The sequence below is a fragment of the Arthrobacter sp. AOP29-A2-19 genome, assembly GCF_058138025.1.
The window spans coordinates 254336-276624 of sequence record NZ_CM176894.1 but is presented as its reverse complement, the minus strand read 5'-3'; the positions used below and the strand labels follow the sequence as shown (position 1 = coordinate 276624).

The following is a 22289-nucleotide window of genomic DNA, read 5'->3' as shown; positions in this document are numbered from 1 at the left end:
CCTCAGACTCCGATGGCGGCCTGGAAGCGGGACCCGTAATCGGATTCCTCCTCGGCGGACAGGGAACGGAACACGTGGGCGTTGGCGAGGTCCTCCTCGGTGGGGAAGATCAGGGGGTTGTCCACCAGGTCGGGATCGACCTTCTCCATGGCCTCCTGCGCGCCGCTGACCGGACAGATGAAGTTGACGTAGGCCGCGACGACGGCCGCGACGTCGGGATCGAGGTAGTAGTCCATCAGCTGCTCCGCGTTCTTCTTGTGCGGCGAGCCGACGGGCACCATCATGTTGTCGCTCCACAGCGTGCCGCCGGCCTCGGGGATGGCGAACTCCCACTTGTCGTTGTTCTCGAAGTTGAGCTGGGTGATGTCCCCGGACCAGCAGATCACGGCGAGCGCGTCCCCGGAGACCAGGTCCTCCTTATAGGAGTTGCCCTTGACCTGGCGGATTTGACCCGACGCGATCTGCGCTTCGAGGACCTCCAGGGCGGCGTCGAACTGGTCCCCGCCCCACTCGCCGGAGATGTTCACCCCGTTCTGCAGCATCAGGAGTCCCACGGTGTCCCGCATTTCGTCGAGGACCTCCACACGGCCCTTGAGCTCGGGCTTCCACAGGTCCTCCACGGACTTCAGACCGCCGGGGACCTGCTCCTTGTTCCAGGCGATGCCGGCGAATCCCGACTGCCAGGTCAGCGAGTTCTTCCGCCCCGGATCGAAGTCGACCTCCTGCAGCGACGGCAGCAGGTTCTTGCTGTTCGGGATGTTGGCCAGGTCCAGCGCCTGCGTGTAGCCCTGCCGGATGACCCGGCCGGCCATCCAGTCCGTGAGCGTAATGATGTCCTGGCCGATGTCCTGCCCGGCCGACAGCTGCGCCTGCACCTTGCCGTAGTAGGTGTCGTTGCCGTCGATGTCCTCCGAGTAGTTGACCTTAATGCCGGTCTGCTTCGTGAACGCCTGGAGCGACGGGTATTCCTTCGTGGCGTCGTCGTAGTCCAGGTAGAGCGTCCAGTTCGCGAAGTTCACGACCTTCTCGGAGTCCGAGAGGTCCTGCACTGCGGGCGCGGCAGCGGACGTGCCACCCGTCCCGGTGCCTCCGCCGCCGGTTCCGCAGGCCGCGAGGAGTCCGCCCAGTCCCAGCCCGCCGGCCCCGGCCATAAACCGTCGGCGCGTCAGTTGCGCCCGGACGAGTGCCCGAAGCGCCGGATCGTTGGGTAGTTCCGGTCGAGGACGCGGTGCCATGTTCGTCTCCCTCACAAGAGTTGCCCGCGCGGCCTGTTGTGGCGCGGGCGGGGCCGCCATCAACATGTCAACCCTTGGTAGTGGATCATTCCAGCGCACAAACCCCGTGACAATAGTTCGAGTTGTAAATTCTAAGTTTCACCACTGAATCAGTTGCACTATTGGGCTTTTCACAACGGAATCTTTAGGGCTATCCTCGGTTGCGAGAGGGGACGTCCCTCCCGGTCCGATCCGCAGGAGGTACTCCCGGGTGTCCAATTCAGCCAGCCCGCCACCGGGGAACACCTACGTGATGGACGCAACCTCGAAGGCGATCATCGAGCAGCTCCAGGAGGACGGCCGCCGCTCCTATGCGGCCATCGGCAAGGCCGTGGGGCTCAGCGAGGCCGCGGTCCGCCAGCGCGTGCAGAAGCTCGTCGAGGCCAAGGTGATGCAGGTGGTCGCGGTAACCGACCCGCTTCAACTGGGGTTCACGCGGCAGGCCATGATCGGCATCCGCTCCCACGGCGACCTCGTCGCCACGGCCGACCGGATTGCCGCCATGCCCGCCGTGGACTACTGCGTCGTCGCGGCCGGATCCTTCGACATCCTCGCCGAGGTCGTCTGCGCGAGCGACGAGGACCTCCTGGACATCATCAACGAAATCCGAAGCATCGAGGGGGTCCGGGAATCGGAAACGTTCCTCTACCTCTCGTTGCGCAAACAGGAATACAACTGGGGCACACGATGACCGAAACCACCACCACGGCCAGCACCACACCACGCGGAACCGACCGCCAGCAGGCGGCCCGCGACCACCTCTGGATGCACATGGCCCGCCACTCCAACCTGGCCCGCGGCGGCACCGTGCCGGTGATCACCCGCGGGCAGGGCCATATGATCTACGACGACGCCGGCAAGGGCTACATCGACGGGCTGTCCGGCCTGTTTGTGGTCCAGGCGGGACACGGGCGGGCCGAGTTGGCCGAGGCCGCGGCAAAGCAGGCGGAGCAGCTGGCGTTTATGCCGATCTGGTCCTACGCGCACGAGCCTGCGATCGACCTGGCCGAGCGCCTGGCCGGCTACGCGCCGGGCGACCTGAACCGGGTGTTCTTCACGACGGGCGGCGGCGAGGCCGTCGAGTCGGCGTGGAAACTGGCCAAGCAGTACTTCAAGCTGATGGGAAAGCCGGGCAAAACCAAGGTGATTTCCCGCGCGGTCGCCTACCACGGGACACCGCAGGGCGCCCTGTCCATCACGTCCATTCCGGACATGAAGACGCCATTCGAGCCCCTGGTCCCCGGCACGTTCCGCGTCCCCAACACCAACTTCTACCGGGCGCCCGATCAGTTCGCGGACAACGAGAAGGACTTCGGGTTGTGGGCCGCGGAGCGCATCCGCGAGGCCATCGAGTTCGAGGGACCCGACTCGGTGTGCGCCGTCTTCCTCGAGCCCGTCCAAAACTCCGGCGGGTGCTTCCCGCCTCCGCCGGGCTACTTCCAGCGCGTGCGCGAGATCTGCGACGAGTACGACGTCCTGCTGGTGTCCGACGAGGTCATCTGCGCGTTCGGACGGATCGGATCAATGTTCGCGTGCAACGACTTCGGCTACGTGCCGGACATCATCACGTGCGCCAAGGGCCTCACCAGCGGCTACTCCCCCATCGGCGCGATGATCGCCTCCGACCGCCTGTTCGAACCGTTCAGGCACGGGGACACCACGTTCTACCACGGCTACACGTTCGGCGGGCACCCGGTCTCCGCGGCCGTCGCCATGGCCAACCTGGACATCTTCGAGCGCGAGGGGCTCAACCAGAACGTTAAGGACAACGCCCCCGCGTTCCGTGCCACGCTGGAGAAGCTGCTGGACCTGCCGATCGTCGGCGACGTGCGCGGCGAGGGCTACTTCTACGGCATCGAGCTGGTCAAGGACAAGGCGACCAAGGAGACGTTCAACGACGACGAATCCGAGCGCCTGCTGCGCGGCTTCCTGTCCAACGCGCTCTTCGAGGCCGGCCTCTACTGCCGGGCGGACGACCGCGGCGACCCGGTGGTGCAACTCGCGCCGCCGCTGACCACGGGGCAGAAGGAGTTCGACGAGATCGAGTCGATCCTCCGCTCGGTCCTGGTCGAGGGACTGAACCACCTCTGACCGTCTGACCTTCCGCCCCCAACCCTGCCCGCCCCCACCCCCCTACCCCGCCCCCGGAAGTGGACGACACCACGGTTCGTTAGCCGAGGTGTCGTCCACTTCCGGGGGTGAAAAGGCGGAAAGGCGGGACGGCGGCGGCTCGGGTGGTTCAGGGGTCGGAAACGGGACCGGGGGGCGGGCGGGGTTTTGGGTGCGGCCAACCGTAGCCCTCCGCGCTACCAGTCGGTAGCCTTGCGGTGAGCGTGAGGGCCCCCGGCCCGCGGCGGGCCCCGCACCACGGCGCCGCGCGCAGCGGTGCGCCAGCCGAAGGGGTCCTTCATGGAAAAAACCCAGGCCGAAGAAGCCGCAGCCGAGCATTCCGGGGCCGCCGGGGTCACGGTGCAGACCGCGGCCGAGGCCGCGAGGGCCGTCGCCGAGGCCGCCCGCGAGTCCGACTGGACGCGGCCCAGCTTCGCCAAGGGCCTGTACCTGGGTCACTTCGACTGGCACCTGGTCCACCCCCATCCCGTGCCGCCCGCGGCCGATTCCGCCCGCGGCGCGGAGTTCCTGGGGCGGCTTGCCAACGCCGTCGAAGGGTTCGACGGCGGACGGATCGAACGCGACGCGCGCATCCCCGACGAGTACATCCGCACCCTGGCGGAGCTGGGCGTGTTCGGCATGAAGATCCCGCGCCAGTACGGCGGCCTGGGGCTGACGCTGGCGGACTACGGCCGTGCCCTCATGCTCCTCGGTTCGGTCAGCCCGAGCATCGGCGCGCTGATCTCCGCCCACCAGTCCATCGGCGTCCCCGAACCGGTCCGCATGTTCGGCAGCGAGGATCAGAAGCGCGCCTTCCTCCCCCGCTGCGCGGCCGGCGCCATCACCGCGTTCCTCCTCACAGAGAACGACGTCGGATCCGATCCGGCGCGCATGGGCACCACGGCAACTGTGTCCGACGACGGCGAATCGTACGTCCTCAACGGCGCCAAGCTCTGGACCACCAACGGCGTCGTCGCCGAGCTCCTCGTGGTGCTGGCCGGCGTCGTCCCACACCAACTGGCGGACGGCACAACGTCGCGGGGAGGCATCACCGCCTTTGTCGTCGAGGCCGATTCGCCCGGGCTGGTGGTGGAGAACCGCAACGCGTTTATGGGCCTGCGCGGCATCGAGAACGGAGTCACCCGCTTCCACAACGTCCGTGTGCCCGCGGCCAACCGGCTGGGCCGCGAGGGACAGGGCATGCGGATCGCCCTGAGCACCCTGAACACCGGTCGCCTGTCCCTGCCGGCCATCAGCGCCGGCGGCGGCAAGTGGGCCCTGAAGATCGCGCGCGAGTGGTCCACCGAGCGCGTCCAATGGGGACGGCCGATCGGAAGGCACGAGGCGGTCGGCCAAAAGATCGCGTTCATCGCCGCCACCACGTTCGCCCTGGAGTCGGTCTTCGAACTCTCCGCGGCCCTGGCCGACTCGGGCATGAAGGACGTCCGGATCGAGGCGGCACTGGCCAAACTCTTCAGCTCGGAGATGGCGTGCCGGGTCGCGGACGAGCTCATGCAGATCCGCGGTGGCCGCGGCTACGAGACGGCGGACTCCCTGCGGGCCCGGGGCGAGCGCGCCGTGCCGGCCGAACAACTGCTGCGGGACCTGCGGATCAACCGCATCTTCGAGGGGTCCAGCGAGATCATGCACCTGCTCATCGCGCGGGAGGCCGTGGACGCCCACCTCAAGGCCGCCGGCGACCTGGCCAACGCCAAGGCCGACCTGTCCGCGAAGGCCCGGGCCGCGGTCGGCGCCTCCGGCTTCTACGCCAAGTGGCTGCCCACGCTCGCCGCCGGGCCCGGCCTGCTGCCGTCGTCGTACCGGGAGCTGGGGGCCCTCGCGCGGCACGTGCGCTACGCGGAGCGGGCGTCCCGGCGGCTGGCGCGGCACACGTTCGCCGGGATGGCTCGCTGGCAGGCCGCCATGGAGAGCCGGCAGGTCTTTCTGGGCCGGATCGTCGACATCGGCGCGGAACTCTTCGCCATGTCCGCCTGCGTCTCCCGCGTGGAGCTGCTGCGGAAAAGCGACGCGGAGCAGGGCCGGCAGGCCGCGGAACTCGCCGACGCGTTTTGCCGGCAGTCCCGCGCCCGGGTCGAGGTGCTCTTCGGGCAGCTGTGGCGGAACACGGATGCGCGGGACCGCCGGCTGTCCGGGCGTGTGCTGGACGGGCGATACACGTGGCTCGAAAAGGGCGTTGTGGACCAGTCCGAGGGGACCGGGCCGTGGATCGCGGCGTGGTCCTCGGAGGATTCCGCGCTACCGGACCGGCGCCGGCCTTATGGGCGCACCGGCGCACGGGCCCCGGCGGACGGCGACGGGTGGTCCGGCTAGGGCAGGTGGGCGGCCGGGGCCGATGCCCGGACGCCGGCGCGCAGTTCGGCACGACGCCGGCATTCGGAGACGAACGGCCCCATCAACGCCGCCATCTGACCCTCCGGCGTGCCCTCGTGCTCGGGGTGCCACTGCACGGCGACCAGCCATCCGTCGCCGTCGCCGCCGACCAGCTCGATGGCCTCGACGAGGCCGTCCGGCGCGAATGCCGAGGCCACCAGGCGTTCGCCGAGCATGCCGATCGCCTGGTGGTGGCCCGACATGACCCGGGACACCGACGCGCCGAGCATCGACTCGAGCCGGGAGCCGGGCACAACGTCAACCGGATGCCCCACCATCTCGTCGCCCGGCCCGTGGTCCTTGTGCGGTGACTGCGGGCCCAGATCCTCCACGAGCGTTCCGCCGAAGGCCACGTTGACCAGTTGCAGGCCGCGGCAGATGCCAAAAACGGGACGCTCGAGCGCCAGCGCCCCCAGGACGAGGGCAATCTCCAGGTCGTCCGCCCGCTGGTCCGCGTCGACGACGCTGGGGTGGCCCTCGCTTCCGTAGAGGGCCGGTTCCACGTCCCCTCCGCCGAGGATCAGGGCGCCGTCGATCGATGCCACGTCGGCGATGCTCTGCTTCGGGCCGTCCGGGTCCTCCCCCGCGGAATCCAGCACCAGGGCGGTGCCGCCCGCCGCCTCCACCGCCGCCTGCGCAAGCCCGGCCAACCGGACGAGATCGGCGCGGTACGCGTCGGAGTATGGCGCGGCCGACGCGGGGAACGTCAGCGCGATGACAGGTCTGGTCACGGCGTCAATGGCTTGAGTCATACCAGTAGGCTATCCGCTGCATCCGTCACGGGGGGGTATCGGTCGGTGAACCCGCGGGGACCGGTGGGTAGGGTGGGCCCAGAACACCCCCACGAAAGGAATCGCCATGAGCCCCGAGACCACTCTCCCCGTCACGGACGCGGACATCGAGGCGGGGCGCCGGGCCCACGCGCTGGACCGGGCCCACGTCTTCCACTCGTGGCAGGCGCAGGGGCGGTTCAACCCGATGACCGTCCTGCGCGCCGAGGGATCGCTGGTGTGGGACGGCGAGGGAAACCGCCTGATCGACCTCTCCAGCCAGCTGGTGAACACCAACATCGGGCACCAGCATCCGAAGGTGGTCGCGGCCATCCAGGAGCAGGCCGGCAAGCTCTGCACCATCGCCCCGCAGCACGTGAACGACGCGCGTTCGGAGGCCGCGCGCCTGATCGCCGAGCTCACGCCGGGCGACCTCAACCACGTCTTCTTCACCAACGGCGGCGCCGAGGCCGTCGAGCACGCCATCCGCATGGCCCGCCTCCACACGGGCCGCAAGAAGGTCTTCTCGGCCTACCGCAGCTACCACGGCGGCACCCAGCTGGCCGTGAACGTCACCGGTGACCCGCGCCGGTTCGCGAACGACGACGGCGACACCGGCGTCGTCCACTTCTTTCCCCCGTACCAGTACCGGTCCTACTTCGGCAGCACCACGGAGGCCGAAGAGTGCGAGCGGGCGCTCCGCCACCTCGCGGACATGATCGAACTGGAGGGGCCCGCCAACATCGCCGCGGTGATTCTGGAGTCGGTCCCCGGGACAGCGGGCATCTACCTGCCGCCGGCCGGATACCTGGCCGGCGTGCGGGAGCTGACCCGCAAGCACGGCATCATGTTCATCGCGGACGAGGTCATGGCCGGATTCGGCCGGACGGGCAAGTGGTTCGCCATCAACCACTGGGACGTGGAGCCGGACCTGCTGACCTTCGCCAAGGGGGTCAATTCCGGCTACGTGCCGTTGGGCGGCGTGGCGCTCTCCGACTCGATCTTCGAGACGTTCCGCGACCGTGCCTATCCCGGCGGCCTCACCTACTCGGGCCACCCGTTGGCCTGCGCCGCGTCCGTGGCGACGATCAACGCCATGCGCCAGGAGGAGATGGTCGAGAACGCCGCACGCCTGGGCGCGGACGTCATCGGCCCGGCGCTCCGCGAGATGGCGGAGCGCCACCCCTCGGTCGGCGAGGTCCGCGGCACCGGATGCTTCTGGGCAGTCGAGCTGGTCAAGGACCCCCAGACGCGCGAGCCGCTGGCCGCGTACGGCGGATCGTCGCCGGAGATGAACCATGTGATCGCCGCGCTCAAGGGGGAGGGCGTCCTGCCCTTCGCGAACTTCAACCGCATCCACGTGGTTCCGCCGCTGAACATCCCGGACGATCTCCTGCGCGAGGGACTGGCCGCGCTGGACCGGGCGCTGGACGTGGCGGACGGCTTCGTCCGCGCGGCGGACGCCCAGCCGGACGCGCAGCCGGACGCCTAGCCCGACGCCTGGCCGAACGCTCAGCCGGACGTCTCCCCCAACCCCACGGCACGGCCCAACGGTCGCCGAACCACGCCGTGCCGGCCCCGCGCGACGAATGCCCGTTGACGTGCCGGCGGGCATGGGATTCGATGAGTGCACGGCTGGTGGAACGACCCGCCGCGCGCCACGGGAACGCCCAGAGCAAGGACCGGAGCAGCACAGATGAGCCGACACGGAGTCCCCACCAGCTTCGAGCGCGCGGAACGGCGGGTGCCCGGATCGCTGGTCGATTCGGGCCTGGCCGGCGCCGCCCCGACCCCCTACTGGCTGGACCGGGCGGACCGTCCGGACGCCGGGCCCGCGCTTCGGGGCGGATCCACCACGGACCTCGCGATCGTTGGCGGCGGCTACACGGGCCTGTGGACGGCACTGCTGGCCAAGGAGCGCGACCCGTCCCGCCGGGTGGTGCTGCTGGAGGGCGGCAGGGTCGGTTGGGCCGCGTCCGGCCGCAACGGCGGCTTCTGCGAGTACAGCCTGACGCACGGCGAGTCCAACGGGGAGCGCCACCTGCCCCGGGAGGCGGAACGCCTGGCCGTGCTGGGCCGGAAGAACCTGGCGGAGATCGGCAACGCGGTGCGGCGCCACGGCATCGACTGCGACTACTCCCCCGCCGGCACCCTCACCGTGGCGACGGAGCCCCACCAGGCCGCCTGGCTGGCGGAGGAGGCTGCCGGAGATCCCGACGCCGAGTTCCTGGACGTGGAGGCAATCCGGGCCGAGGTGGCCTCGCCCCTCTTCCACGCCGCGCTGCGGGACAGGACCTCCACGGTCCTGCTGCATCCCGCCAAGCTGGCGTGGGGGCTGGCGCGGGCCTGCCGCGACCTGGGTGTGGAGATCCACGAGTCGACGCCGGTCCGTTCGCTGGAGTCCGCCGGAAGCGGAGTTGTGCTGCGCACCGACGGGGGCAGCGTCCACGCGGCGTTCGTCGCCCTGGCGACGAACGCGTTCCCGTCGCTGTTGCGGCGCCACCGACTCTTCACCGTGCCCGTCTACGATTACGCCTTGATGACCGGGCCGCTGGACGACGCGCAGCAGGCGGCGATCGGATGGGGCGGGGGCGAGGGCATCGCCGACCTCAACAACCGGTTTCACTACCTGCGACCCACCGTGGACGCCGAGGGCCGCCGCCGTATCCTGATCGGTGGATACGACGCCGTCTACCGCTACGGGCGGTCCCTGAAGCGGTCCCACGAGCAGAACCCCGCCTCCTTCCGGCGGCTGGCGGCCCACTTCTATGCCATGTTTCCGCAACTCGAGGATGTGGGCTTCAGCCACCGCTGGGGCGGGGCGATCGACACCTGCAGCCGATTCTTCCCCTTCTTCGACACCTCCCACGCCGGCCGCGTGGCGTACTGCGCCGGCTTCACCGGCCTGGGCGTGGGCGCCAGCCGTTTCGGCGCGAACGTGATGCTCGACCTGCTCGCCGGCGACCCCACGGAGCTGACCGAGCTGGAGATGGTCCGACGGAAGCCGATACCGTTTCCGCCCGAGCCGGCCGCCTGGCTGGGCATCAAGGCCACCACCGCCGCCCTCGTGGGCGCCGACCGCCACGAGGGGCGCCGCGGCCCGCTCCTGAAGGTGCTGGACGCCGTCGGAATGGGGTTCGACTCGTGAGCCCGCTCGGCGGGCCCGGCCCCGTGGTGCTGAAGCCCGGCCAGGCCCTGGTGGTCAACCGCCTGCCGCTGGAGCTCGCGCCCGTGCCGGAGGCACAATCCGGCGGCGGCGCGCCGTCGGTCGGCCATCGGCGGCTGGCGCTGCTGGACGGCCACGAGCTTGGCGTGTGGGAAATGACCGAGGGCACCATGTACGACGTCGAGGCCGACGAGGTCTTTGTGGTCACCGCCGGGCGGGGGGTGGTGGTGATCGACGCCGAAAACGGCCATCCGGTGCGGACTGCCGAGCTGCGCCAGGGCACCCTGATGCGGCTGTCCGCCGGCATGCGGACCACCTGGACCGTGATCGAGCCGCTGCGCAAGGTATACCTCACCCAGGCGGCCTTCACCGGCAACACCTAGGGGCGGAGCGCACGACGGCGGGGCGGCTTCTTCGCCGCCCCGCCGCACCGCAGGTCGGTGGACGGGCGCCCACCGACGGCGACCGTGTGGCTACCCTGTGGCGCTGCCGTTCGGCCAGCGCAGGAGCGCGGCGATGGTCGCCCCGGACGGCAGGACGCCGGACGGCACGTACCGGATCGACGCGTCCGTCAGTGCCACGGCTCGCAGCAGGACCTCGGGGGCCGGCCACGACCCGATGATTTCGGTTCCCGGGGTCCCTGACTCGTCCGTCGCCAGCCACGGCTCGGCGGCCAGCGCCAGAAGCGAGTGGTCGTCCTGGAACTCGGACACGATCACCGTTTCCGCCTGTGCCCGTTGCAGCGCGGCCACCACCTCCTCGAACCCGAGGACCGCCCCGGGATGGTCCCCGCTGGACCGGTTACCGATCTTCTCGGTCAGCTGGTTGATGTCGTCGGCCAGCACCTCGGCGACGCGGGACTCCACGGCCTTGGCGACCACCTCGGGGTCCGCCCCGCCCGTCCGCGTATGCTGGTCCAGCTCCGTGGTCACGGCCCGCGTCGCTTCCGCCAGCTGGGTCAGCACCAGCTCGCGCGCCTTGACGTCTCCGGAGAGGACCACCAGGCGGGCACGGTTTTCGCGCACAACCTCGTCGATGTGTTTCGCCAGTTCGTCGGCGTTGCGCCTCCAGATCTCCTCGGTCTGCGCCCTGTTCTGCGGCTCGTCGTACCGGCCCGGAACCCGCCGGGCGTGGTGCGCCTCCTCAGGGTCACCGGCGACGCTGCGCTCCTCGCTGACGCCGGGAACGGCGGAGTGCAGCAGGCGGATCTCGCCGCCGTCGCGCCCCACCTCGGCCACCACATAGGGGAATTGCCCGCCGCGTGCCCGCGCAAGCGGCACCAGGTTGGGGAAGGGCGCGCACTCGACGCGCGGCTCGCCGGCCAGGAAGCCCTGCACCAGCTCGTCGATCAGGACCTCGCCATCGTTGACGGCGACAAAGCGCGCCACTGGCGCCGGGCTGCCGTCCGCCGGCCGGATGGCGGCACGCATAGCCTCTATGTCTTGCGGTTTGGCCTGCTGGCTGGACAGGAGGTGGGCGACGGATTCGGGTAGCCGGTCCGCTGCCTCCTGCGCCGCCGAGGTGCCGAGCGATGCGTCGACGAAGGCCGTGCACCACGGGCCTTCCTTTCGGTACAGCGTGGCGTCGATTCCGTTGGAACCTGCCCTATTTGCCATGGGGAAACTCCTTCCCACACGGCGTAGCAGCCGTGTGCCTACTGGATCCGTCCGTTCACCGTAGCACCGGGCCACTCTGGCCGAAAGGGGCACTTTTTGTGCCCACCGGCCGGTAAAATCGCAGGTCAGGGCCTGGTTTCAACCCAATATCGGCGTTTGGCCACGCCGGGGACCAGTTCGATCGCGTCCTCGAAGACGCCGCCGGCGGCCTCGATGGTTCGAACCGACCCGACGTTGTCCTCGTCGCAGGTCAACAGGGCCGCCGGAATGCCGAGCACGGCCGCCACTTCCAGGGCCTCCCGCAGGATCCGCCCCGCGTGGCCGCGCCGGCGTGCCCCCGGGCGGACCGCGTAGCCGATGTGGCCGCCGATCGCCGCCAAATAGGCGTTGAGCTCGTGGCGGATGGACACCCTCCCGACCAGCGTCCCGCCGTCGTCGGCCACACGGAAGGTGTGCGGCACGGTCCCCCGGGGCAGGCGCTCGCCCCGCTCCTGCGCCGCCAGCAGCTCCAGGTATCCGTCCCAGTCGTCGCCGTCGTCGTAGCCCAGCAGGAAGTCGAAGCCCTCGGCCGCCAGCTCGGCGTGTGCCGCCAGCGCCTCGGCACGGTCGGAGTGCCGCAGCGGCCGCAGGAAGCCGGGGGGCGTGGTCATGAGATCCAGCCTATCCGCGGCCGGTCAGCACTCGACGACGTTGACCGCGAGTCCGCCGAGCGCCGTCTCCTTGTACTTCGAGCTCATGTCCTTGCCGGTCTCGCGCATGGTCACGATGACCTCGTCGAGCGAGACGCGGTGCTCGCCGTCGCCCATCAGCGCCATCTTGGCGGCGTTGATCGCCTTGGACGCGGCGATCGCGTTGCGCTCGATGCACGGAATCTGCACCAGGCCCCCGATGGGGTCGCACGTCAGTCCGAGGTTGTGCTCCATCGCGATCTCGGCGGCGTTCTCGACCTGGGCCGGCGAACCCCCGAGGATCTCGGCCAGCCCGGCGGCGGCCATGGAGGACGCGGAGCCGACCTCTCCCTGGCAGCCCACCTCGGCCCCGGAGATGGAGGCCTGCTCCTTGTAGAGCACGCCCACCGCCGCGGAGGCCAGGAGGAACTTCACGATCACGTCCTCCTTGTCCTGCTGGGTCGCCCATCCGATGCCCGGCGAGTAATGGGTGGCGTAGAACATCACGGCGGGGATGATGCCGGCCGCACCGTTGGTGGGCGCCGTGACCACCCGGCCGCCGGAGGCGTTCTCCTCGTTGACCGCCAGCGCCACCAGGTTCACCCACTCCTGCCAGTACTTGGGGTCGCGGTCCTTGTCCTCCTTCGAGAGCCGCTCGTGCCAGTCCGGGGCACGGCGGCGAACCTTGAGCCCGCCGGGCAGCAGCCCTTCGCGGGCCAGCGCGGAGTCCTTGGAGGCCTCCATGACGGACCAGATGTGCAGCAGGCCAGCGCGGATCTCCTCCTTGGACCTCGACGCCATCTCGTTCGCCAGCATGATCTCGCTGATCGGCAGCCCGGTGTCGCGGCAGTGGCCAAGCAGTTCGACGGCGGTGCGGAACGGGTATGGAACGGCACGGAGGTCCTGCTCGATCTCCTCGACGACGGCGTCCTCCTCGCCCTCGCGGACAATAAAGCCGCCGCCCACGGAGAAGTAGGTCTCGTCCAGCAGGACCCCGCCGTCGGCGCCGAGGGCCTGGAGGCGCATGCCGTTGGTGTGCCGCGGCAGGACCGTCAGCGGGTGCTGGACCATGTCCGGGACGCCGTAGTCGAGGTCCCGGCGCGCACCCAGTTCGGCGCACAGCCGGAGGACGCCGGTGGCTTCCTGGTCGGCAATGCGCTCGTCGACCTGTTCGGGCAGGATTTTCTCCGGCTGGAAGCCCTCGAGCCCCAGCATCACCGCCGTGAAGGTGCCGTGCCCGCGCCCGGTGGCCGCCAGCGACCCGTAGAGGTCCACTCGCAGTCCCACCGTGCGCTCCGCGAGCCCCTGCCGCGCCAGCCCCTCGGCGAAGCGGTGGGCCGCGCGCATGGGACCGACCGTGTGGGAACTGGACGGACCGATGCCGACGGAGAAGAGGTCGAAGACGCTGATGGCCATGGGAAGGGTTCCTCTGCTGGTGGTTTGGGAAAGCACAACGGGCCCGGCGAAGCGGCCGGGCCCGTTGGCTATGGCTTGCCCCGACGGGCCGCCCGTCAGGCGAGCGGTGCGAGGTCTGGGTAGAGGGGATGGGCCCGCGCGACGGCCTGGACCCGCGCCCGCAGACCGGACACGTCCGCGCCCGGACCCGCGACAAGGGCCTCCGCGATAATGTCCGCGACCTCCCCGAACGCCGCCGCGCCCAACCCCCGCGTCGCCAACGCCGGCGTCCCGATCCGCAACCCCGACGTCACCATCGGCGGCCGCGGATCAAACGGCACCGCGTTGCGGTTCACCGTGATCTCGATCGACGCCAACAAATCCTCCGCCTGCTGCCCGTCCAACTCCGAGTCCCGCAAGTCCACCAACACCAGGTGCACATCCGTACCCCCGGTCAACACGCTGATCCCCCGCGCCGCGACGTCCTCCCGGCCCAACCGCTCCGCCAGGATCCCCGCCCCCGCCAGGGTGCGCTCCTGCCGGTCCCGGAACTCCGCCGTCCCCGCGACCTTGAACGCCACCGCCTTGCCCGCGATCACATGCTCCAACGGCCCGCCCTGCTGCCCCGGGAACACCGCCGAGTTCACCTTCTTCGCCACGTCCGCGTCGTTGGTCAGGATGATCCCGCCCCGCGGACCCGCGAGCGTCTTGTGCGTCGTGGACGTCACCACGTGCGCGTGCGGCACCGGCGAGGGGTGCAGCCCCGCCGCGACCAGGCCCGCGAAGTGCGCCATGTCCACCATCAGGTACGCCCCCACCAGGTCAGCGACCCGCCGGAACGCCGCGAAGTCCAACTGCCGCGGATACGCCGACCAGCCCGCGATGATCAGCTTCGGCCGGTGCTCCACAGCCAACCGCTCGACCTCGGCCATGTCCACCCGGTTCGTCTCCGGATCCACCCCGTACGCCGCGACGTTGTACAGCCGCCCCGAGAAGTTGATCTTCATCCCGTGCGTCAGGTGCCCCCCGTGCGCCAGGTTCAACCCCAAAATCGTGTCCCCCGGACGGATCAGCGCGTGCATCGCCGACGCGTTCGCCTGCGCCCCCGAATGCGGCTGCACGTTCGCGAACCCCGCCCCGAACAGCGCTTTCACCCGGTCGATCGCCAACTGCTCGATCACGTCCACGTGCTCGCACCCACCGTAGTACCGCCGGCCCGGATACCCCTCCGCGTACTTGTTCGTCAGCACCGAACCCTGCGCCTGCATCACCGCCTGCGCCGTGTGGTTCTCCGACGCGATCATCTCCAACCCGTCCTGCTGCCGGCGCAACTCCGCATCGATACGCGCCGCAACCTCAGGATCCAGTTCGGACAGCGGGGCGGTCAGGGAGCGGGAAGCCACCGCCTCGTAGACAGCGCTCATGCCACGTCGCCGCCGTTGGCGGAGGCGTAGTCCTGCGCCGAAAGAAGCGGGCCCTCCTCGGAGACCTCGACCGTGAACAGCCATCCGGCGCCGTACGGGTCCTCGTTCAGGATCGCGGGGTTGTCCACGGCCTCCTGGTTGACCTCGACCACCGTTCCGGAGACCGGCGCGTAGAGGTCGGACACGGACTTGGTGGACTCGACCTCTCCGCAGGACTCCCCGGCGGTGATGGTGGCGCCGACCTCGGGCAGGTCGACGTAGACGACGTCGCCCAGGGCGTCCGCCGCGATCTGCGAGATGCCGACTTTGGGGGGCGTCGAGGAGTCGACCCACTCGTGCTCGGCGGAGTAGCGGAGGGTGGAGATGACCTTGCTCATGGTGTGTTCCTTTCGGGGAAGCCGGTGGGCTACGGGATGGCTTTACTTTTGGCGCTTGTAGAACGGGAGTGCGACGACCTCGAAGGGCTCCGCCTTGCCGCGCAGGTCGACGTCGAGCCGGGTTCCCGGCTCGGCGAGACCCGCGTCGACGTAGGCGAGCGCCACCGGGTAGCCAAGCGTGGGGCTCGGCTGCCCGGAGGTGACCTCGCCGACCGGCGCGCCATCCTTAAGGACAGGGTAGTGGGAACGGCCCGCCCTGCGTCCGAGCCCCTTCAGCCCAACGAGCACGCGGTCGGCACCGGCGGCCTTCTTGGCCTCCAGAGCCGAGCGGCCGACGAAGTCCTCCTCCTTCTTGAAGGAGACGACGCCGCCGAGCCCGGCCTCGAACGGGGTGACGTCCTCGGACAGCTCGTTGCCGTAGAGCGGCATGCCCGCCTCCAACCGGAGCGAATCGCGGCAGGCCAGGCCCGCCGGCACCAGTCCGTGGCCGTGGCCGGATTCGAGCAGCGCGCTCCACAGCGACGCGGCCGCGGCGTTGGGCACGTACAGCTCGAATCCGTCCTCGCCCGTGTAGCCGGTCCGCGCGAGGAGGACCTTGAGTGGGGCGCCGGACACCGTGAACTCGACGTCGTCCGCGGCGTAGTACTTCATGTCCGTGACCGTGGCTTGCTGAGCGGCCGGCACCAGCGGCAGGAGGATCTCCAGCGCGTTGGGGCCCTGGACGGCGACGAGTGAGGTCTCGGCCGACGCGTCCGTGACGGTCACGTCGAAGCCCTGCGCGCGCTCGGCCAGGGCCGCCGCGACGCGCGGCGCGTTGCCGGCATTGGGCACCACGAGGAAGCGGTCCTCGGCGCGGCGGTACGTGATCAGGTCGTCGATGATCCCGCCGTCGGCGTTGCAGATCAGCGAGTACTTTGCCTTGCCCACGGCGACGACGGCCAGGTTGCCCACGAGGGCGCTGTTGAGGAACGTTGCGGCCTGCGGGCCCTCGACCCACACCTCCCCCATGTGGGAGAGGTCGAAGAGGCCGGCGCCCTCGCGGACGGCCTTGTGCTCGGCCAGCTCGGAGCCGTACTTCAGCGGCATGTCCCAGCCTCCGAAGTCGGTGAAGGAGGCGCCGAGGCGGGCGTGCTCGTTGTGCAGCGCGGTCTGCCGCGGCGTGGCGGTTTCGGTAGTCACGGGGTGTGCCTTTCGGTTCGGGGAGGCCGGGCTAGTTCTCGAACGCCTCGGGCGCCGGGCAGGAGCAAATCAGGTTTCGGTCTCCCCCGGCCCCGTCGATGCGTCCCACCGGCGTGAAGTACTTGTCCTGCCGCAGGCTGTCCACCGGGAAGGCGGCCTGCTCGCGGGTGTACTTCCGGTCCCACTCCGTGCTGACGACGGCCGACGCGGTGTGCGGGGCGTTGCGCAGCGGCGACTCCTCCACCGTGAAGTCTCCGGCGAGGACCTGATCCATCTCCTTGCGGATGGAAATCATCGCCTCGATGAAACGCTCGATCTCCTCCAGGTCCTCCGACTCGGTCGGCTCGACCATCAGCGTCCCCGCAACGGGGAAGGCCAGGGTCGGAGCGTGGAACCCGTAATCGATCAGGCGCTTGGCGACGTCCTCGGCCGTCACGCCGGTCTTGGCGGTGACATCGCGCAGGTCCAGGATGCACTCGTGCGCGACGAGCCCCTTGTTGCCCGTGTAGAGCACCGGGAAGTGCTCGTTGAGGCGGGACGCGATGTAGTTGGCGGCCAGCAGGGCGTTCTTGGTGGCGTTGGTCAGCCCCTCGCCGCCCATCATGGCCACGTAGGCCCAAGAGATCGGGAGGACTCCGGCGGAGCCGTACGGGGTCGACGTGACCGGGGTGCCGTTGTTGCCGTTGGAGGCGCCGGCGGGGGCTCCGGGCAGGAACGGCACCAGGTGCTCGGCCACGGCCACGGGGCCGACACCCGGGCCGCCGCCGCCGTGCGGGATGCAGAACGTCTTGTGCAGGTTCAGGTGCGACACGTCGCCACCGAACTTGCCGGGCTGGCCGAGGCCGACCAGGGCGTTCATGTTGGCGCCGTCGATGTAGACCTGCCCGCCGGCCGCGTGGACCTTGTCGCAGACCTCGCGCACGTCGGCGTCGTACACGCCGTGGGTGGACGGGTAGGTGATCATGATGGCGGCCAGCGCCTCGCGGTGGGCCTCGATCTTTGCGTCCAGGTCCTCGGCGTCGATGGTGCCATTGGGCGCGGTCTTGACGACCACCACCTTCAGGCCGGCGAGCACCGCGGAGGCGGCGTTCGTCCCGTGCGCGGAGGCGGGGATCAGGCAGACGGTGCGGGCGTCGTCGCCGTTGGCCAGGTGGTACTGGCGGATGGCGAGCAGCCCCGCGTATTCGCCCTGGGAACCGGCGTTGGGCTGGATGGAGACGCCTGCGTAGCCCGTGATGGTGCTCAGCCGCGCCTCGAGGTCGGCGATCAGCTCGCGCCATCCGGCGGTCTGGTGCGCCGGGGCATACGGGTGGATGGAGGCGAACTCCGGCCAGGACATGGATTCCATCTCGGCCGTGGCGTTGAGCTTCATGGTGCAGGAGCCCAACGGGATCATGGTGCGGTCCAGCGCGAGGTCGCGGTCGGAGAGCTTGCGCAGGTAGCGCAGCATCTGCGTCTCGGAACGGATGGAGTGGAAGATCGGGTGCGTCATAAAGTCGCTGGTCCGCGCGACGGCGTCCGGCAGTTCGCGCCCGGCGTCGAGTTCGGCCTCGGCGACCTTGGCGGCCGCGTCTTCGATGCCGAAGGCCGCGGCGATGGCGGCGAGGTGCGCCGTCGTTGTGGTCTCGTCCGCGGAGGCCCCGATCGTCTCCGGGTCCACCAGGCGCAGGTTCACGCCGTGGGTCTCTGCGGCCGCGATGATCTGGGCGGCACGGCCCGGGACGCGCGCCTGGACGGTGTCGAAGAACGCCTCGGAAACCAGGGCGATTCCGGCGCCGGAGAGAACGGCGGCCAGCGTGCGGGCGCGCAGGTTGGCGCGCCGGGCGATCGCCTTCAGCCCCTCCGGGCCGTGGTAGACCGCGTACATGGATGCGGTGATGGCAAGCAGCGCCTGGGCGGTGCAGATGTTGGACGTGGCCTTTTCGCGGCGGATGTGCTGCTCGCGGGTCTGCAGGGCCAGCCGGTACGCGGGCGTGCCGGCGTCGTCCTTGGAGACGCCGACGAGGCGGCCGGGGAGGGACCGTTCGAGGCCCTTGCGGACCGCCATGTACGCGGCGTGGGGCCCGCCGAAGAACAGCGGAACGCCGAGGCGCTGGGTGTTACCGACGGCAATGTCGGCGCCCTGCTCCCCTGGCGCGGTGATGAGCGTGAGCGCGAGGATGTCCGCGGCGACCGTGACCATGGCGCCGCGCTCCTTGGCGGCGGCGATGGTGGCGGTGTGGTCCACTACTCGGCCGGAGTTGCCGGGCTGCTGCAGGACGATGCCGGAGATGTCCCCGTCCGGGAGTCCGGCGGAGAGGTCGGCGATCTCCACCTCGAAGCCGAGCGCCTCGGCGCGGCCGCGAACCACGGAGATGGTCTGGGGGAAGAGGTCGGCGTCGAGGACGGTCTTGGCGTCGCCCTTGGCCTTGTTGGAGCGGCGCATCAGCAGGACTGCCTCGGCCACGGCGGAGGCTTCGTCCAGCAGGGACGCGTTGGCGATGGGGAGGCCGGTCAGGTCCCCCACCATGGTCTGGAAGTTCAGCAGGGCCTCGAGCCGGCCCTGGGAGATCTCCGGCTGGTACGGCGTGTAGGCCGTGTACCAGGCCGGGTCCTCGAGGACATTGCGCAGGATGACGGGCGGCGTGAAGGTGTCGTAGAACCCCTGGCCGATCATCTGCGTCTTCATGGTGTTCTTGGACGCGATGGCCCGCAGGTCGGCGAGGACCTCCGCTTCGGAGCGCGGGGCCGGGAGTTCCAGCGGCTCGGACTGGCGAATGTCGGCGGGGACCGCCGTGTCCACCAGGTCGTCGAGCGTGGCGTAGCCCAGGTGTCGGAGCATGGACTCGGCGGCGTCGCCGCGCGGGCCGATGTGGCGGTCGGCGAAGACAAGGTCGCCGGGCTCGCGGGTGGTGCTCTCGCGGGCGGTGGTGGGGCGGGCCGGTGTCGCGGTCATAAGGGGAACTCCAAGGTTGGTCGATGTGCGTGCACGCCGAATGAGCTTTGGTTCCTCCCCGACTCTGTATTGGACCTGAGAGTTTCCGAGGTTCCGGGCGGTGGCCCGGCGCCTCTTGCACCGTCGGTGAGTCCCGCTGCGCCGACCGGTCGGACCGGATCGGAAAAACGCGACTGCTTTCCAGAGTTGCCTATGCGCGACGGTACGGGGGCCTGAGAGATTCCCGGGGAGGAAATTGCTCCTACGGCGCCCGCCAGTGGATCTGGCGGATCTCTCCCGCCGCATGTCATTGGCCGTGCCGCGAGGGCACAGGCACAGTCTAGTTGGAGACGCGGACCACAGACAACCGCGGGGCCGCCCGGCGTCGCACCGGACTCATGGAGGGAGGCCCTAGCCCACGATTCCCGTGGTCCCGAGCCACGAGCCGATCGCGAACGTGACGCCGAGCGCGGCGATCCCGCCCACGAGCACGCGGATGGTCGGCACGAGCGGTTTCGCGCCGCCGAGGTAGGCGCCGAGCGCGCCGGTGACCGCGAGGGCAACAAGGACCGCCGCGAAGGTGACGGGCACACGGAGCTCAGGGGGAAGGAGCACGGCGGTCAGGAACGGGAGGACGGCGCCGACCGTGAAGGCGACCGCCGAGGCGGAGGCGGCGTGCCAGGGGCTGACAACCTCGGTCTCGTCGATGTGGAGCTCCGCCTCGAGGTGGGCCTGGAGGGCGTCGTGTTCCGTCAGTTCGATCGCAACCCGGCGGGCCGTCTCCTGCGAGAGGCCCTTGGACTGGTAGATGTCCGCGAGTTCGGCGAGTTCCTCGGCGGGGGTTTCGGCAAGCTCCCGCTTCTCCTTCGCGATGAGTGCCCGCTGCGAATCCGCCGAGCTGGAGACCGAGACGTACTCCCCCAAGGCCATGGAGATGGCGCCACCGATCAGGGCCGCGGCACCCGCGGCCAGGATGGGCCCGGTCTGGGTCGTCGCGCCCGCCACGCCGACCACAACCGCCGCGACGGAGACGATGCCGTCGTTCGCGCCAAGCACGCCGGCCCGCAGCCAATTGAGCCTGTGGGCGACGCCCGCGGAGTCGTGGGGCTCGTCGCCGTGCCGCGACTCCACGGCTTCGGCTTCGGCGAACACCGCGGCGTCGGCGGACTCGTGCCCGGATTGCTGTTCGGTCATGGGAGTAGCTAAGCATCGAGTCCCCCGCCTTAGCTAGGCAGGCGCCTTCGCCCGCCCGGCCCCCGTGCAGCACCGCAACACCCCGGCACTCATCCAATTGCTGGGCAAACCCCCCGGCGTCGGTACGCTGAAGTGACCCAGTGTCGCCCCGCGCCATGCAGCGCGCCCCGTGACAAGGAACGACCAAAGGAATCCGCGTGAGCCGCAAGACCCTCCCCGTCCTCGGCTCGACGGCCGCAGTCGTTGCGCTGCCGCTTCTCGATCCGCTGACCCGCGCCCGCGTCCTCAACGGCGTGCTGTTCCAGCAGGGCGTGTGGATCGTCGTCGGGGCGCTGCTGATCCTGACCCTGTGCTGGGGGATCGTGGTGCTGGAGGAGCGCAGCAGGCGGCTGAAGCCGTCGCAGAAGTCCGCGGAGGCTGTGGACGCTGCGGAGGCTGCGGACTCCACGGAGCCGGCCCCCACCCCCGCGGGCACAACGGACCCGACCGGGCGGACCGAACGGGTCTGGGTGCCGTTCGCCGCCGCGGCCGCGATTGTGGTGATGGCCGTCGCGGGGTATTTCCTGCAGCAGTGGGACCGGCACACGACCCTGCGGGACACCTTTGCGATAGCCGACGTACCGGTGCCGGCCATGGGCATGCGCGCTCCGTACCTTGTCGCGGAGCGGCAGGCATCCTCCAACCTGTCCGGGACGGTCGGGAACATCGGCGAGACGGACTACCTGCCGGCATCGGACACCTACTCCACGCTCGTCAACCGCCCCGGCCCGCTGAACCCCGGGTATGAGGCCATCGTCTCCCAACAGCTGGCGCTGACGGGCAATGCAGACAGCACCATGTGCCGCTTCTCCGAGCAGGCGGACCAGCGCATGGGCGGCTTCCTGTGGAACTCGCTGGAACGCGGGATCGCCGCACACGACTTTATGCTCATCGCCAAGGAAAAGGACGCATGGGGCTACTGCGACGGCGACACCCCCATGGTCGTGGTGCCGCTGACGAAGCTGCACACTTGGCTTTCGCCGGTGGACGTGCCGGCAGGCGTCGCCGTGTACAACGGCGGGGACGGAGTCCTTGAGGTGCGGGACTCGGTCGAGGCCGGCGCGTTGCCCGGACCTGTTGTGTCCATCAGCCACGCGGAGCGCATCAACGCCTCGCTCGCCACGTTCGGCGGCACCTGGTGGTCGTCCCTCATCGGCCAAAGCGGTCTGACGGACCAGCCCAAGGACGAGGACGACACGAACATCTCCAACGCCTCAAACTTCAGCCTCGCCGTCGGACCGGACAAGCTCCAGGGGTTCGTCTCGCCGTTCACCTCGCGCGCCTCGAGCCGCACGATCGACCACGTGGGCGTCGTCGACTCCTCGCGCGTCGCCGCCGGAAACCACGCGGGCGCCTCCCTGCACACCCTGGCGACGCCGCGGCAATCCAACGCCGCCACGGCGGACGGCATCAAGTCGACCTACGCGTCCATGCCGGGCTGGGCCGCCGGCATGGCGGTCATGGAGATTGTCCCCGGCGGCGGGGAGGAGGTCTGGCAGGCCTCGATTGGGCAGAAGCAGAACGTGAACTACCGGGTGGAACTGCTGGCGGACGGCACCTCCTGCCTGCTCACCGCGACCGGCACCAAGCTTTCCTGTTCGGACGGAGAGGGCACCACGGAAGCGGTCGGCGGGACGGGTACGCCGATCGACGCCGACGCGGACCCGTCGGAATTGACCGACGAGCAGTTGGTCGAACTCCACGAAGCCGTGGTGGAGGAGATCCACCGGCGCCTGGCCGGCTAGCGCGACGACCGGGCCGCGGTGTGTGGTG

17 protein-coding genes and 1 riboswitch are annotated in these 22289 nt (G+C 69.9%); of the genes, 7 read left to right on the top strand and 10 right to left on the bottom strand.

Annotation, left to right across the window (positions count from 1 at the left end; genetic code table 11):
* Nucleotides 1-2: 2 nt before the first annotated feature.
* A complete protein-coding gene (locus AC3ZJJ_RS01255; RefSeq protein ID WP_489893465.1) occupies nucleotides 3-1235 on the bottom strand; it encodes an ABC transporter substrate-binding protein in 1233 nt (410 codons plus the stop codon).
* Nucleotides 1236-1527: 292 nt separating this feature from the next.
* On the opposite strand from AC3ZJJ_RS01255, the gene AC3ZJJ_RS01250 reads away from it, so the two are divergent.
* The 3 genes from AC3ZJJ_RS01250 (at nucleotide 1528) to AC3ZJJ_RS01240 (ending at nucleotide 5714) form a co-directional block, all read left to right on the top strand.
* On the top strand, nucleotides 1528-1965 hold the full coding sequence (locus AC3ZJJ_RS01250; protein ID WP_489895624.1) for an Lrp/AsnC family transcriptional regulator: 438 nt from the start codon (nucleotides 1528-1530) through the stop codon (nucleotides 1963-1965).
* A complete protein-coding gene (locus AC3ZJJ_RS01245) occupies nucleotides 1962-3365 on the top strand; it encodes an aspartate aminotransferase family protein (RefSeq protein WP_489893464.1) in 1404 nt (467 codons plus the stop codon). Before AC3ZJJ_RS01250 ends, AC3ZJJ_RS01245 begins: the two co-directional genes overlap by 4 nt.
* Before the next feature lie 318 nt (nucleotides 3366-3683).
* Nucleotides 3684-5714: an acyl-CoA dehydrogenase family protein gene (locus tag AC3ZJJ_RS01240; protein ID WP_489893463.1), complete on the top strand. Its 2031-nt coding sequence runs from the start codon at nucleotides 3684-3686 to the stop codon at nucleotides 5712-5714.
* Here the strand turns inward: AC3ZJJ_RS01240 and AC3ZJJ_RS01235 are convergent.
* Nucleotides 5711-6526 carry a gamma-glutamyl-gamma-aminobutyrate hydrolase family protein gene (locus tag AC3ZJJ_RS01235; protein ID WP_489893462.1) on the bottom strand — a complete coding sequence of 272 codons (816 nt, stop codon included), beginning with the start codon at nucleotides 6524-6526 and terminating at the stop codon, nucleotides 5711-5713. The genes AC3ZJJ_RS01240 and AC3ZJJ_RS01235 overlap by 4 nt on opposite strands.
* A gap of 106 nt (nucleotides 6527-6632) precedes the next feature.
* Between AC3ZJJ_RS01235 and AC3ZJJ_RS01230 the strand changes: the two genes are divergently transcribed.
* From AC3ZJJ_RS01230 to AC3ZJJ_RS01220, 3 genes are all read left to right on the top strand, one after another.
* Nucleotides 6633-8036: an aspartate aminotransferase family protein gene (locus AC3ZJJ_RS01230; protein WP_489893461.1), complete on the top strand. Its 1404-nt coding sequence runs from the start codon at nucleotides 6633-6635 to the stop codon at nucleotides 8034-8036.
* A gap of 204 nt (nucleotides 8037-8240) precedes the next feature.
* A complete protein-coding gene (locus AC3ZJJ_RS01225; protein ID WP_489893460.1) occupies nucleotides 8241-9692 on the top strand; it encodes an NAD(P)/FAD-dependent oxidoreductase in 1452 nt (483 codons plus the stop codon).
* Entirely contained in the window at nucleotides 9689-10093 is a 405-nt protein-coding gene (locus AC3ZJJ_RS01220) for a cupin domain-containing protein (RefSeq protein WP_489893459.1), read from the top strand. The genes AC3ZJJ_RS01225 and AC3ZJJ_RS01220 overlap by 4 nt, the downstream gene beginning before the upstream one ends.
* Before the next feature lie 90 nt (nucleotides 10094-10183).
* Here the strand turns inward: AC3ZJJ_RS01220 and AC3ZJJ_RS01215 are convergent, their stop codons facing one another.
* The 8 genes from AC3ZJJ_RS01215 to AC3ZJJ_RS01180 all read right to left on the bottom strand — a co-directional run bounded on the left by AC3ZJJ_RS01215 (nucleotide 10184) and on the right by AC3ZJJ_RS01180 (nucleotide 20477).
* Nucleotides 10184-11326 (bottom strand): baeRF2 domain-containing protein, encoded by a 1143-nt coding sequence (locus AC3ZJJ_RS01215; RefSeq protein WP_489893458.1) that lies wholly within the window; start codon nucleotides 11324-11326, stop codon nucleotides 10184-10186.
* Nucleotides 11327-11451: 125 nt separating this feature from the next.
* Nucleotides 11452-11976 (bottom strand): GNAT family N-acetyltransferase, encoded by a 525-nt coding sequence (locus AC3ZJJ_RS01210; RefSeq protein WP_489893457.1) that lies wholly within the window; start codon nucleotides 11974-11976, stop codon nucleotides 11452-11454.
* 24 nt (nucleotides 11977-12000) lie between these two features.
* A complete protein-coding gene (locus AC3ZJJ_RS01205) occupies nucleotides 12001-13410 on the bottom strand; it encodes an L-serine ammonia-lyase (protein ID WP_489893456.1) in 1410 nt (469 codons plus the stop codon).
* A gap of 95 nt (nucleotides 13411-13505) precedes the next feature.
* Complete coding sequence (gene glyA, locus AC3ZJJ_RS01200; protein WP_489893455.1) at nucleotides 13506-14813, bottom strand: serine hydroxymethyltransferase; 1308 nt, start codon at nucleotides 14811-14813, stop codon at nucleotides 13506-13508.
* Entirely contained in the window at nucleotides 14810-15190 is a 381-nt protein-coding gene (gene gcvH / locus AC3ZJJ_RS01195; RefSeq protein WP_489893454.1) for a glycine cleavage system protein GcvH, read from the bottom strand. The genes glyA and gcvH overlap by 4 nt, the downstream gene beginning before the upstream one ends.
* Before the next feature lie 42 nt (nucleotides 15191-15232).
* A complete protein-coding gene (gene gcvT, locus AC3ZJJ_RS01190; RefSeq protein ID WP_489893453.1) occupies nucleotides 15233-16369 on the bottom strand; it encodes a glycine cleavage system aminomethyltransferase GcvT in 1137 nt (378 codons plus the stop codon).
* A 31-nt stretch (nucleotides 16370-16400) separates the two neighbouring features.
* On the bottom strand, nucleotides 16401-19190 hold the full coding sequence (gene gcvP, locus AC3ZJJ_RS01185; protein WP_489895622.1) for an aminomethyl-transferring glycine dehydrogenase: 2790 nt from the start codon (nucleotides 19188-19190) through the stop codon (nucleotides 16401-16403).
* Nucleotides 19191-19494: 304 nt separating this feature from the next.
* Nucleotides 19495-19593: riboswitch (glycine riboswitch) on the bottom strand.
* Nucleotides 19594-19694: 101 nt separating this feature from the next.
* A complete protein-coding gene (locus AC3ZJJ_RS01180; RefSeq protein WP_489893452.1) occupies nucleotides 19695-20477 on the bottom strand; it encodes a VIT1/CCC1 transporter family protein in 783 nt (260 codons plus the stop codon).
* A gap of 197 nt (nucleotides 20478-20674) precedes the next feature.
* Here AC3ZJJ_RS01180 and AC3ZJJ_RS01175 point away from each other — a divergent pair, with 197 nt between their 5' ends.
* A complete protein-coding gene (locus AC3ZJJ_RS01175; protein ID WP_489893451.1) occupies nucleotides 20675-22261 on the top strand; it encodes a hypothetical protein in 1587 nt (528 codons plus the stop codon).
* Nucleotides 22262-22289: the final 28 nt, after the last annotated feature.

Excerpts from the sequence above, each read along its gene's own strand:
- AC3ZJJ_RS01255 (WP_489893465.1), bottom strand. The coding sequence starts at position 1,235 with ATGGCACCGCGTCCTCGACCGGAACTACCCAACGATCCGGCGCTTCGG.
- AC3ZJJ_RS01250 (WP_489895624.1), top strand. The coding sequence starts at position 1,528 with ATGGACGCAACCTCGAAGGCGATCATCGAGCAGCTCCAGGAGGACGGC.
- AC3ZJJ_RS01245 (WP_489893464.1), top strand. The coding sequence starts at position 1,962 with ATGACCGAAACCACCACCACGGCCAGCACCACACCACGCGGAACCGAC.
- AC3ZJJ_RS01240 (WP_489893463.1), top strand. The coding sequence starts at position 3,684 with ATGGAAAAAACCCAGGCCGAAGAAGCCGCAGCCGAGCATTCCGGGGCC.
- AC3ZJJ_RS01235 (WP_489893462.1), bottom strand. The coding sequence starts at position 6,526 with ATGACTCAAGCCATTGACGCCGTGACCAGACCTGTCATCGCGCTGACG.
- AC3ZJJ_RS01230 (WP_489893461.1), top strand. The coding sequence starts at position 6,633 with ATGAGCCCCGAGACCACTCTCCCCGTCACGGACGCGGACATCGAGGCG.
- AC3ZJJ_RS01225 (WP_489893460.1), top strand. The coding sequence starts at position 8,241 with ATGAGCCGACACGGAGTCCCCACCAGCTTCGAGCGCGCGGAACGGCGG.
- AC3ZJJ_RS01215 (WP_489893458.1), bottom strand. The coding sequence starts at position 11,326 with ATGGCAAATAGGGCAGGTTCCAACGGAATCGACGCCACGCTGTACCGA.
- AC3ZJJ_RS01210 (WP_489893457.1), bottom strand. The coding sequence starts at position 11,976 with ATGACCACGCCCCCCGGCTTCCTGCGGCCGCTGCGGCACTCCGACCGT.
- AC3ZJJ_RS01205 (WP_489893456.1), bottom strand. The coding sequence starts at position 13,410 with ATGGCCATCAGCGTCTTCGACCTCTTCTCCGTCGGCATCGGTCCGTCC.
- glyA (WP_489893455.1), bottom strand. The coding sequence starts at position 14,813 with ATGAGCGCTGTCTACGAGGCGGTGGCTTCCCGCTCCCTGACCGCCCCG.
- gcvH (WP_489893454.1), bottom strand. The coding sequence starts at position 15,190 with ATGAGCAAGGTCATCTCCACCCTCCGCTACTCCGCCGAGCACGAGTGG.
- gcvP (WP_489895622.1), bottom strand. The coding sequence starts at position 19,190 with ATGCTCCGACACCTGGGCTACGCCACGCTCGACGACCTGGTGGACACG.
- AC3ZJJ_RS01180 (WP_489893452.1), bottom strand. The coding sequence starts at position 20,477 with ATGACCGAACAGCAATCCGGGCACGAGTCCGCCGACGCCGCGGTGTTC.